Source organism: Candidatus Infernicultor aquiphilus (genome assembly GCF_002784285.1).
Lineage (GTDB): Bacteria > Atribacterota > Phoenicimicrobiia > Phoenicimicrobiales > Phoenicimicrobiaceae > Infernicultor > Infernicultor aquiphilus.
In genome coordinates this window covers 1-12,095 of record NZ_PFKO01000081.1, presented here as the reverse complement: position 1 = coordinate 12,095, position 12,095 = coordinate 1, and the positions used below count along the sequence as shown (strand labels likewise).

The 12,095-nt window shown below is 36.5% G+C and carries 14 protein-coding genes; all 14 read left to right on the top strand.

The annotated features are described in order from the left end of the window. Window positions 1-56: 56 nt before the first annotated feature. On the top strand, window positions 57-266 hold the full coding sequence (gene gvpA, locus COZ07_RS02290; protein ID WP_406606980.1) for a gas vesicle structural protein GvpA: 210 nt from the start codon (window positions 57-59) through the stop codon (window positions 264-266). Between the two features lie 127 nt (window positions 267-393). Then, window positions 394-1,080: a hypothetical protein gene (locus tag COZ07_RS02285; RefSeq protein ID WP_406606979.1), complete on the top strand. Its 687-nt coding sequence runs from the start codon at window positions 394-396 to the stop codon at window positions 1,078-1,080. Window positions 1,081-1,120: 40 nt separating this feature from the next. Continuing rightward, window positions 1,121-2,047 carry a hypothetical protein gene (locus COZ07_RS02280; protein ID WP_406606978.1) on the top strand — a complete coding sequence of 309 codons (927 nt, stop codon included), beginning with the start codon at window positions 1,121-1,123 and terminating at the stop codon, window positions 2,045-2,047. 43 nt (window positions 2,048-2,090) lie between these two features. Beyond that, complete coding sequence (locus COZ07_RS02275; RefSeq protein WP_406606977.1) at window positions 2,091-2,489, top strand: hypothetical protein; 399 nt, start codon at window positions 2,091-2,093, stop codon at window positions 2,487-2,489. Between the two features lie 21 nt (window positions 2,490-2,510). Then, entirely contained in the window at window positions 2,511-3,422 is a 912-nt protein-coding gene (gene gvpN / locus COZ07_RS02270) for a gas vesicle protein GvpN (protein ID WP_406606976.1), read from the top strand. A gap of 74 nt (window positions 3,423-3,496) precedes the next feature. Continuing rightward, the gene (locus COZ07_RS02265; RefSeq protein WP_406606975.1) at window positions 3,497-3,793 is read left to right on the top strand and encodes a hypothetical protein; all 297 of its coding nucleotides are present in this window, start codon (window positions 3,497-3,499) and stop codon (window positions 3,791-3,793) included. Further along, window positions 3,793-4,542: a GvpL/GvpF family gas vesicle protein gene (locus COZ07_RS02260; RefSeq protein WP_406606974.1), complete on the top strand. Its 750-nt coding sequence runs from the start codon at window positions 3,793-3,795 to the stop codon at window positions 4,540-4,542. The genes COZ07_RS02265 and COZ07_RS02260 overlap by 1 nt, the downstream gene beginning before the upstream one ends. A 20-nt stretch (window positions 4,543-4,562) precedes the next feature. Beyond that, on the top strand, window positions 4,563-5,093 hold the full coding sequence (gene hsp20, locus COZ07_RS02255) for an Hsp20/alpha crystallin family protein (protein ID WP_406606973.1): 531 nt from the start codon (window positions 4,563-4,565) through the stop codon (window positions 5,091-5,093). A gap of 3 nt (window positions 5,094-5,096) precedes the next feature. Next, window positions 5,097-7,265 carry a CDC48 family AAA ATPase gene (locus COZ07_RS02250; protein WP_406606972.1) on the top strand — a complete coding sequence of 723 codons (2,169 nt, stop codon included), beginning with the start codon at window positions 5,097-5,099 and terminating at the stop codon, window positions 7,263-7,265. Between the two features lie 19 nt (window positions 7,266-7,284). Next, window positions 7,285-8,337 (top strand): GvpL/GvpF family gas vesicle protein, encoded by a 1,053-nt coding sequence (locus COZ07_RS02245; protein ID WP_406606971.1) that lies wholly within the window; start codon window positions 7,285-7,287, stop codon window positions 8,335-8,337. Between the two features lies 1 nt (window position 8,338). Further along, window positions 8,339-9,109: a GvpL/GvpF family gas vesicle protein gene (locus tag COZ07_RS02240; RefSeq protein WP_406606970.1), complete on the top strand. Its 771-nt coding sequence runs from the start codon at window positions 8,339-8,341 to the stop codon at window positions 9,107-9,109. A gap of 86 nt (window positions 9,110-9,195) precedes the next feature. Next, window positions 9,196-9,963, top strand: coding sequence for a GvpL/GvpF family gas vesicle protein (locus COZ07_RS02235; RefSeq protein ID WP_406606969.1), 768 nt, complete (start codon window positions 9,196-9,198; stop codon window positions 9,961-9,963). Between the two features lies 1 nt (window position 9,964). Beyond that, a complete protein-coding gene (locus COZ07_RS02230) occupies window positions 9,965-10,135 on the top strand; it encodes a gas vesicle protein GvpG (RefSeq protein ID WP_406606968.1) in 171 nt (56 codons plus the stop codon). A gap of 75 nt (window positions 10,136-10,210) precedes the next feature. Beyond that, window positions 10,211-12,095 (top strand): ArsA family ATPase (locus tag COZ07_RS02225; RefSeq protein WP_406606967.1); only part of this gene is annotated, 1,885 nt, incomplete at its 3' end.

Sequence of the window (12,095 nt, the reverse complement as noted above, 5' to 3'; positions counted from 1 at the left end):
ATAACTATATCTCTTTTTGTAAAAAAAATCTAAAACAGGAAAGGAGGTGAAAAAAAATGGCAGTAGAAAAAGCAATCGCTTCTTCCAGTTTGGTAGAAGTCATTGACCGAATTCTGGACAAGGGTGTAGTAGTTGATGCATGGGTAAGAGTCTCTTTAGTAGGAATTGAACTTCTCGCTATAGAAGCAAGAGTAGTAATAGCATCAGTGGAAACTTACCTAAAGTATGCTGAGGCAATAGGCCTTACTGCAACCGCTGCAGCATAGGATCCTATTTAAGTTAAGCTAACTTAGGGGGGAATTTTGCCGAAATATCCTCAAAAAACTTAGGGTATTTAAACGAGTACATTCCGCCAAGATTCCCATTTTTTTGAAAAAGGTGAGGGTTGATCAGATGGAAAAAATATTAAAAGATATTGTTACTTCTTATGATAATGGAATTTCTGAGGTGAAAACTATTATCGAGAATACCTATCAGGTGTTAGAAGAGTATCAAAATGATATAGTACAATCTAAGGAAGATAGGGAGAAAATAAAGGCTCAGTTGCGAGAGGCCTTAACTAATCAACAGCACCTAAGAAGAAAAGATTTCGACCAGATGATCGAAAAAATATCGGGAGGAATAACTAATCGAAAGGAAGAAATTGAGAAAAACCAGCATATAATTAGAGAAGAATTAAGAGGTTATCTTGATCAGCAGAAAGATATTGCTGCTAATTTAAGAGAAAGATTGGCTAAGTTTACTGACCATCTTAAAGAGAATGAATCTAATAGATTAAGAGATTTTAAAATTTTTCTAAAAGACCTTCAAACACAACAAGAGAAAAGAGGAGAAGAAGTTAGGAAAATGTTAGAGGGTTTTCGGAAGGAATTGGAAGTTTATAGAGCTGAACAGATGCTGATGTCTCAAACTTTAAGAGACCTTCTAAGTAAAGGAAACTCTTTAAGAATAAGGGATTTTAAAGTAGCAATTTCAGAGATTCAAGCTCAACAGAGGGAAAGGAAAGCTCTCTGGCAAGAGGAAAGGAAAAAAGTTATAGAGACTTTAGCTGGTTTTCGTCTGAAAAGTAAAGAGTTTTAAAAATTTAAGTTGAGTCTAAAAGTAAAGGAGGAATAAAAAAATGAGGATTAAAGAAGAGATGGAAAAGTTAGGTGAGGAGATTATAGGTTCCTATGATGTAAGAGTAGAAAAGATTGAACAGCTAAAAAAAGAAACAGAGGAGACGTTAAAGAGTAGTCGAGATTTGTTAAATAATTTTCGAAATGTTCATAAAAAAATGAGTCTTGAACAAAGAGAAAATTTATCTAAATACAAAGAGAATCTCGAAGGTGAGGTTAAGGATATGCTAAAGGGATTTCGTCTCTCCCTGGAAAAGATAGGAAGTGATTTGAGAAAAGATTTAGCTAAAGGCGTAGAGAGGAGAAAAGCCGAGGTAGGTAAGACTTTAGAGGATACTCAGAAGATGATGAATGAATTTAAAATTTCCCGGATTCAAATGAGTAAGGAATTAAAGGAAAACTTAACCACTGGTGTAGAGAGGAGAAAAGAGGAGGTAAGTAAGACCTTAGATGATGCTAAGAAGATGATGGATGACTTCAAAGTCTCTCACAGCCAGATGAGTAAGGAGTTAAAGAAGAATTTAACCAAGTCTAATCAGGGGATAAAAAGTGAAGTAAGTAGAATGTTGAATGATTTCCGTAGTACCCAAGATAAGCTAAGAGCTGATTTAGAGAAGGCCTCATTGTCTTGGCAACAAACGGCTTCTACCCTGCAAGAAAAGAGAAGCGGAGTAAAGCCCATCCCTAAAGTACCAGAAAAAAAGATAGTAAAAAAAGAGCTTCCTAAACCAGAACAAAATCAAATTAAGGAGGATTTGAGCGATAAACAAAAAACCTTAGCCTTGATTAAAAAACATCCCGAGGGAATAAAACTTTCTGGAATTGGTGAAGTGCTGGGAAAAGATTGGAGATGGTATATAGTAACAGTTAAGGAACTTATGGAAGAAAATAAAATCCGAAAAGAAGAGAATTTATATTACCCTATATAATATACGAAAAACTGGATAGGTAAGGTGGATAAAGGAGGTGTATATGAAGCACGAAAGTTTAGTTGCTATAAAAACATTTCGAGATTTTAGGACCGGTTTAGAAAATAGGAGCGAACGAAAGATTAAAACTACTAATTCCTTATGCAGAACCAAAAAAGAGCAAAAGATTCTTGAATCACTTCTAGATGATCAGGAATTAAATCAAGCAATTCAAAAAGATATACAAAGATTTGCCCAGCAAGATTTAGCTATAAAAAAATCTCAAGAAAAAATCCTAAAAATCAGGGATAAATTAGCTAAGACCGTAAATAAAAATAGACAGGTTTTAGAATGGAGACAAAAATTACAAAAGGGGAGTTGGGGAAAAGATCATTCTTCCCCTCAAAAGATTAACCGGAATTTTAAACCTTCGAATTTTAAAGAATTAAAGATTGATTTTTAACCAGTGAGGTGATTAATGATTATGGTAACCAGAGGCACAACTGTTTTGAAAGCTCGTGCACTACCAAATTTTGTGGAAACAAAGTTTGTAAAGGAGGTAACGGTACGAGCTTTAGGGTATATTAAGGCTGGCTTTCCCCTTCATTTCCGGGGACCTTCGGGAACAGGGAAAACTACTCTTGCCCTGCATCTAGCCAGTATAATTGATCGACCGGTGGTTATGATTCATGGAGATGAAGAATTTACTACCTCCGATTTAGTGGGGGGAGAGCAAGGTTATCGCAGCAGGAGAGTGGTGGACAATTTTATCCATTCGGTGATGAAAGCTGAGGAAGATGTTCAGAAAAGCTGGGTAGACAATCGTTTGACCGTGGCAGTTGAGCATGGACTTATCCTTATTTATGATGAATTCACTCGTTCTCGTCCAGAAGCCAATAATGTTCTACTTTCCATTTTACAAGAAAAAATGATGGGTTTGCCCTCCGCTCGGGGAGGTGGTGATTATTTAAAGGTTCACCCTGATTTTATAGCCATCTTTACCAGTAATCCCGAAGAGTATGCTGGTGTTCACCGAAGTCAAGATGCCCTGAGGGATAGAATGATTACTATGGATTTAGATTATTTCGATAGAGAGACGGAGATTGCTATCACCAAAGCTAAGTCTGATCTATCTTACAATGATGCAGCAAAAATTGTAGATATTGTAAGAGACCTTCGAGTTTCCGAAGAATGTGAATTTAGACCTACTATCCGGGGTTGTATTATGATTGCTAAAAGCTTAAGCACTTTAGGTGGTTTGGTAAGTGCTAAGAATAAGATTTTTAGAGAAATTTGCCAGGATATTTTAGCCTCGGAGACCAGTCGCATCGGGAGCAGTATTAACCAAGTAAAAGTGAAAAATTTAGTAAAGGTTCTGATCGATAAACACTGCTGATCAAGTAATACTTTAGTACCATTTTGGGCTCTGCCGATTCTTGAAGAAATAGGGGGGAAGCCTTCTGGCTAATTATGAAAAGTGAAGATTCATTTTTGGAGATAGTAAATATAAACTTAAAAGAATATAAGGAAAAAAAAATAAGAGATAGGGGAATAGTAAATTGGTTAGAGCAGGGAATAACCGAATTTCAAAAAAAGGAAGAGAAAGAAGAGGAGGGAAAACTAAAAAGATTGAATGGGGCTTCCCTGGGAGTTCTTGCTCGGAGAATAATGGCCCGAGAATGGGCTAAAATAAGGAGAAGAAGGTCACCTCAAAGTTATATTTTCTCTTTAGAACAAGAAATAATGCATCGGAAGGAGAAGATATAATGGCAGAAGAAGGTAAATATATTTATTGTATCATCGGTACTAACGAGGGAAGAAACTTTGGTCCGATAGGAATTGGTGGAAGAGGAGAGATAGTATCTACCATTGGCTATGAGGATCTCAGTGCAGTCATTAGCAACTCCCCCCTGGATAAATATGTGGTAAATAAAGAAAATTTAATTGCTCATGAAAAAGTTGTTGAAGAGGTGATGAAGAATTATACCGTCCTTCCAATGAGATTTTGCACGGTGGCAAGTAGTGCTGAGGAAGTTCGAAATCTTTTAAGAAAAAGATATTTGGAACTCAAAAACTTATTAAAGGATATGGATAATAAGATAGAGTTAGGAGTAAAGGCTTTCTGGAAAGAGATGAAAGTTATTTTCCAGGAGATGGTAGATGAAGACAAAAAAATTAAGTCTCTCAAAGAAAAAATAGCTAAAAAATCCCTTAAAGAAAGTTATACCGAGGGAATAAAATTAGGAAAAATAGTAAAGGCCGCTTTAGAGGTGAAAAGAGATAAGGAAGGCCAGGAGATAATAAATGTTTTAAAAAGAATCTCTTATAATTTTCACCTCCATGAAACGGAAGGTGATGAGATGCTAATAAATGCTGTTTTTTTAGTGGATAGAGCCCGAGAAAGAGAATTTGATAATCAGATACATGAATTAGTATCCAAGTATTCCCCAAGAGTGAAATTTAAGTATATTGGGCCAACTCCACCCTATAATTTTGTAAATTTAAACCTAAAATAAAACGAAAAGGAGTGAAAGAAATGGCCGAAAAAGAAAAAAAGGAAGAAAAAGAAGGCCAAGAATTTGACTTTGATCTGGGAAAAGTGAAATTCGGAGGAATATTTAAGGGAATTAGTGACTTGATTAGCTTGGCAGACAAGGTAACTAAAGAAGCTGGAGAAATTAAAAAATTTGGTGAAATTAAAGGGTTACCTAAAGAGGCAAAAGGTATTTATGGTTTTAGCATAAAAACTTTAGCCGGAGGAAAACCCCTGGTAGAGACCTTTGGTAATATTAAGAAAACTCCTAAAGGTCCTACTGTCGAGGAAGAAAGAGAGCCCCTTACCGATGTCTTTGACGAAAAGGAGGAGGTTCGGGTCTATGCTGAAATACCCGGCGTAAATGAGGAGGATATAAAGTTAGATTTAAAGGGGGATATCCTTGATATTTTAGCGAAAAGCGGAGATAGAAAATACCATAAAGAAATATTGCTTCCCGTAAAAGTTAAGTCTGAAACTCTTATCTCGAGTTATAAAAATGGTATCTTAGAAGTAAAAATAAGGAAATTTTAGCTAATGAAAAAAGACCTTGTAACTTTAACCCTAAAAATAAAAGAGACCTTGCCAAAAGATGTAGGCAGGGCAATTGCCAGGATTGATCCAGCAGACATGAAAACACTTGAAGTTGAAGCAGGGGATATCATAGAGATTGAAGGTAAAAGAAAAACGCCTGCGAAAGTAATGCCCTGTTATTCCGAAGATAGGGGTAAAAAGATTATTCAAATGGATGGAATATCAAGAGAGAATGCCCAAATTAGTTTAGATGAAAAGGTAAAGATTTACAAAGTTGGCTATAAACCGGCTAATAAAATTACGCTCTTGCCCTTAACTATCTCAAGCCTTCTTCAAAGAGATGAGGATACTAAATATATCGGCTCACTTATAGGAGGCCTCCCGGTGACTTCTGGTGATAGAGTTAGGGCCACTCTTTTTGGGTCAAGGTCGTGCGAATTTAAAGTATTAGATACTTTACCTGAAGGGATAGTCTTGATAGATTCCACTACTTTAATAAGGATAAAAACAAAAGAGGTGGGAGAAAGTAGAACAATAAAGCTAACCTACGAAGATATTGGCGGGCTTAGTACCCAAATTCAAAGAATCAGAGAAATGATAGAACTTCCTCTAAGATATCCTCAAGTATTTGAAAGATTGGGAATTGATCCACCAAAAGGTGTTTTACTCTATGGGCCCCCGGGGACAGGAAAAACATTAATCGCCCGGGCAGTGGCTAATGAAACTTCTGCTTACTTTACTCATATAACCGGCCCAGAGATTATGGGCAAATTCTATGGTGAGAGTGAGGCTCGTTTAAGAAAGGTATTTGAAGATGCTCAGAATCATACTCCAGCTATAATCTTTATCGATGAGATAGATTCTATTGCCCCTAAAAGAGAAGAGATGGGTGGAGAAAAACAGGTGGAACGGAGAGTCGTAGCTCAGCTTTTAGCTTTAATGGATGGATTAGAATCCCGAGGACAGGTTATAGTTATAGGGGCGACCAATATTCCTAATACTTTAGACCTAGCCTTAAGAAGGCCAGGTAGATTTGATCGAGAAATTTCTATTCCTATTCCTGATAAAAATGGAAGATTAGAAATCCTACAGATTCATACCAGAGGAATGCCTTTGGCAGAAAATGTCAGGTTAGAAAGGTTAGCTGAGATTACTCATGGTTTTGTAGGTGCGGATTTAGAAGCACTGGCAAGGGAAGCGGCAATGTCGGCTTTAAGAAAGATTTTGCCAAAAATTGATTTTGAAATGGCAGATATTCCTTATGAGACGTTACTAAAATTGGAAGTAACCATGGATAATTTTATAGAGGCGATGAAAGAGGTTGAACCTTCAGCGATCAGGGAATTCTTTGTGGAAGTGCCAGATGTCAAATGGGAAGATGTGGGCGGGCTTGATAACATAAAAGAAGAACTGAAAGAAGCAGTAGAATGGCCGTTGAAATATTCTGAGGTGTTTAAAAAAGCTAATACAAATCCCCCTAAAGGAATTTTACTCTATGGCTCGCCGGGCACAGGAAAGACTTTACTGGCTAAAGCAGTGGCTAATGAAAGCGGAGTTAATTTTATTTCTATAAAAGGTCCCGCTCTTATATCCAAGTATGTGGGAGAAAGTGAAAAGGCCATTCGTGAGGTATTTAAGAAAGCAAAACAGGCTTCCCCCACAATTTTATTTTTTGATGAGATTGATGCCATAGTTCCCAAGAGGAGTTCTGCGAGCACAGACTCACATGTGACAGAACGGGTGCTAAGTCAATTTTTAACTGAATTGGATGGGATTGAGGAACTTAAAGGAGTGCTTGTTTTAGCCGCCACCAATAGATTGGATTTGGTTGACTTAGCATTACTCCGAAGTGGAAGATTTGATCTTTTACTTGAATTGCCTACCCCGGATGAAAAAACCAGGGAAGAAATATTTAAAATTCATACTAAAAATAAGCCACTTGCTGAAAATGTTGATTTGAAAAATTTAGTCAGAGAGACTGAAGGTAAGGTGGGTTCTGATATTGAGCTTATTTGTAGAAAGGCAGCTATGTTTGCTATTAGGGAATACCTAAGTAAGAAACAAGATATCAGCAACCCTGATAACCGGAAACCAAAGTTTAATATTTCAAGGAAGCATTTTACAGAGGCTATTAAATTGATAAGAGAGCAAGAAAACAAAAAGAAGACTTAAAAAATGGGGGAGGTTATTTATGGGTAAAAAAGGAGTATGTATATACGGAATTATAAATTCTAATAGTGCCTCGGACCTTTTTACCCCCAAGGATTCTTATAGAAAAGAAAATGTATACACCATTCCTTATCAGGATGTCTCGGCAGCAGTAAGTAACTCTGAGATAATTGACTTTACTTATAGTAGCAAGGATATCTCGGCGCAGCTGTTAGTTTGGCATCAAAAGGTTATTGAAAAAATTATGAGCTTAAAATATACCATTATTCCGGTTAGATTAGGGACTTTTGCTGTAGATGAAGCTGAAGTAAAAGATATTTTAAGTAAAGGATACAGTCTTATAAAAGGTGTAATGGAAAAGACAAGAGATAAAATAGAGACTGATGTCGTTGCGACATGGACTGATTTTAATTCAATCCTTAAAGAAATTGGAGAAGAGGAAGAAATTAAGAAATTGAAAGAAAAAATTTTAACTAATCCTAAAAGGATAACTGTAGATGATCAGATGAAAGTAGGGGTTATGATTAAAAAAGCATTGGATAAAAAAAGAGAAAAATATGCTCTTCAAATACAGACTTTTTTAAATAATTACTGCACGGCTTTTAAAGTTCATGAACTTATGGATGATAGGATGGTTATTAATGTAGCTTGTTTAATAAATATAGGCGAGCAAAAAGATTTTGATAGAAAAGTAGGGGAGATAAATACTAAATTTGCGGAGAAATTAAATTTTAGATGTGTTGGTCCACTTCCTCCTTATAGTTTTTACACGCTTGAGATAAAGAAAATGCAATTTGAAGAAATAGATTGGGCAAAAAAGAAACTCAGGCTTTCGGATGATTTCGCAACTAAAAATGAGGTAAAAAAGGTTTATAGGAAATTAGCCTTTTCTTTCCATCCGGATAGAAATCCAAATATTCCCGGAATAGAAAAAGAATTTGATGAATTAACTAAGGCTTACAGGATACTTGATGACTATTGCGGGGCTTGTAAACAGGCGGGTAAAGAAGATAGCTTATCTTTTAGTGAGGAAGAATTTGAAAAGAACAAAATATTAGTTAAGGTAAAAGACTGAAATGGAAAAAGAAGGAAAATATATCTATTGTATCATCGGCACAAAGCAGGAAAGGAATTTTGGGCCTCTAGGTATAGGTGGCAGAGGTGATGAGGTTTTAACTATCGGTTATGATGATCTAAGTATGGTGGTAAGCAGCTATCCTATGACCAAATTTATTGTGAGTCGTGAGAATATGTTAGCCCATATGAGGGTAATTGAAAAAGTGATGAATGAATTTGATAGCGTGCTTCCAGTCAGGTTCGGTACCGTTGCCTCTAATGCAGATGAGATAAGGAATCTTTTAGATAGAAGATTGCGAGAATTTAGGAGTCTTTTGAGAAATATGGATCACAAGGTAGAATTAGGCGTTAAAGGGTTATGGAAGAATATGAAGGTTATTTTTGAGGAGATTGTAGAAGAGAATAGAGAAATTAAGAAGGCAAAAGAGAAAATTCAAAATGAGGTAGGTAAAAAAAATATACCGTCTAAAACAGAAGTTGGCAAGATGGTTGAAGAAGCTTTGAAGAAGAAAAAAGAGCGGGAAGCAGAAAAAATAGTAGATGCATTAAGAAGGACAGCCTTTGAGTATAAACTTAATAAGATTATTGGCGATGAGATGTTTATGAATGCTGCTTTCCTGGTAGATAAGGGACGGGAAAAAGAGTTTGATAATATTATAGAGGATCTAAGTGAGAGATATAGGGATAGAGTAAAATTTGTGTATGTTGGGCCTGTGCCCGTATATAGCTTTGTCAACATTGTTATTTATCCTGAAGAATGGGAAAAATAAGGCGGCCTTAACTGTTACAACTGTGTTGTCTGATTAAGAGAGATAACCACGGTTAAGATAAAGAATAAAATTTCTAAAGGAGTAAGATGGAAGAAGTTGTTAAGGAAGGAAAATATATTTATTGTATAATAACAACAACAGTTGCTAAAACTTTTGGTTCAATAGGGATTGGTTGCAGAGGAGATGAATTGTATACAATTTGCTTTCAGAATATAGCTGCTGTAGTAAGCAATTCTCCCATAATAAAATATTCAATATCAAGGGAAAATACGCTTGCACATGAGAAGGCGATTGAAGAGGTAATGAAAGAACACACAGTTTTACCGGTAAGATTTGCTACCATTGCTGAAGACGAAGAAAAGGTTAAAAAGATATTAGAAAAGGAGTATGATAGGTTCGTTGCTCTATTAAAGGATATGAAAGGTAAAAAAGAACTCGGACTAAAGGCAATATTTAAGGAGGATGTTATTTATAAGTATATTTTAGAAAAATATAAAGATATAGAGAGATTAAAAGAAAGGGTTTCGGCCCTACCTCCTGAGAAAACATATTATCAACGGATGGAAATAGGAAAGATGGTCGAAGCAGCATTACAGAAAGAGAAAGAGATTCATAAAAAGGGTATTTTAAATACCCTATCGCCTTTAGCTGTAGAGGTTAAGAACAACAATACCTATGGTGAGCTGATGATTATAAGCGCCGCCTTCCTGGTAGAAAAATATAGAGAACCAGAATTTGACCAAAAAGTAAATGAATATGTAAACAAATATGGCAATAAAATAAATTTTAAGTATGTGGGGACCGTGCCGCCATTTAATTTTGTTAACTTAATAATAAATACGGAGGAATATTAAGATGTTTATTATAGATGAATTGTTATTAGCACCTTTAAAAATGTTTACAGAGATTGTTGAGAAAATCAGGGACATGGCAGAGAACGAACTTTACGGTGAGGACAAGATTAAGAATGAGCTTTTAAAGCTTCAACTGATGCTGGAAACAGGGGAGATAACTGAAGAAGAGTAAAATGAGGCAGAAGGTATCCTGATGAAGAGATTAGAGGAAGGTACTAAGCGTAAGGAAGGTGAGAAGTAGTAGCAAATGCAAAAATTAAAATTCTTAGATAACCCTGATTTACAGTTTATACTCTTTGGCGGCAAAGGGGGAAGCGGTAAGACCACTTCCGCAGCGGCTACTGCCTTACATTTAAGTAAGATGAAACCCGAGAAAAAGATACTGGTTATCTCCATTGACCCGGCCCACTCTTTGGGTGATAGTTTTGACCTAATAATAGGCAATAAAATTACTCCTATAGCGGGAAATATTTGGGGTTATGAAATAGATGCTGAAGAGTTACTGAAGAAATACAAAGCTGAACATGGAGCCATAATTAAAAAGATGGCTGAAAGGGGAACTTTTTTTGACCAGGAAGACATTGAGAGCTTCTTTCTTATGTCACTGCCCGGTTTAGACGAGGTTATGGCAATAATAAAGATTGCCAATATTTTAAATAGCCGGGAGTATGATCTAATCATTTTAGATACCGCCCCTACCGGCCATACTACAGTATTTTTATCTTTGCCTGAGAAGATGGAGAAGTGGGTTGAAGTAGTGGATATGATGATGGAAAAACATCGTTTTATGGCTAAGAGGTTTACGGGTAAATATGTAAAGGATGAGTGTGATGAGTTCCTTGAGTCACAGAAACACGATGTAAGCAAGGTAAAAAAACTGCTTACAGATTCTAAAACAACCGAGTTTGTGCCGGTGACCATTCCTGAGCCAATGAGCATTTATGAAATCGAAAGGCTGGTTCAACTACTGGAGAATACCAGAATTCCGGTTAATAGTGTTATTGCTAATCGTATTATTATAGAGGACAATAAATGCCCTTTTTGTTTAGCAAGGAAGAAAGAGCAAGAAAAATGTGTAAAGGAAATTGAAGAAAAGTTTGCTTGCTATAATTTACTCAAGATGCCTTTATTTCCTAAGCAAATTCGGGGGATAGAAGATTTAACTTGGTATGGGGAAATTCTTTTTGGAGAAGATGGACCTAAGCCCTATAATGTAGGGGCAACCCTTGTGGTTGCCCAAAAAACAGGGCAGGGACAAGCCCTGCCCCTACATTTATCTGAAATTCTTTCCCTTCCTCAAGGGGGGATGGAGGATCTTTTAAAGAAAAATCTTAAACTTATTATCTTTGGTGGAAAGGGTGGTGTAGGGAAGACCTCAATAGCTTGCGCTGCTGCCTTGCAATTAGCCCGATATAATAAGGAGAAAAAAGTTCTCATTTTTTCAACTGATCCAGCACACGCCCTGTCTGACAGTTTCGATCAACAAATAGGTAATGAGTTCCGCCAGGTGCAGGACGGCACAGACAATCTGTATGCTTTAGAGTTAGATGCCAGCCAAATGCTGAACAACCTTAAAGAGGAATATAGAGGAGATATAGTGGAAGCATTTGATAAGTTTGTTTCTTCAGGAATGGACATAAAGTTTGATAAGGAAGTGATGGAAGAGCTTATCACCCTCACCCCACCAGGGTTGGAAGAACTTATGGCCTTGAAAAAGATTATTGAACTTATGAAGACTTCCCTGCCCGACAGACAGCAGGCGGGTGACTATGACCTCTTTGTCATGGACTCTGCCGCCTCAGGGCACCTGCTCAGATTTTTAGAGACGCCGGATATAATAAGCAAGTGGCTAAAAACTGTGTTCAGATTGCTTTTAAAATATAAAGGAGTAATAAATTTATCCAAGATACATTCAGTGGAAAGTCTCTTGGATTTATCACGGGATGTGCGTAAAATACAAGAAACATTGGCTAATCCTGAGACAACTGAATTTGTAATGATTACTATCCCTGAAGAGATGGGGGTACGAGAGATGGAGGACCTTTCCTCTGCGCTTAGGAATCTTAAAATCCCCTATTCTCATAACATTATCAATATGATAATTCCGTTATCTGATTGTAATTTCTGCACTG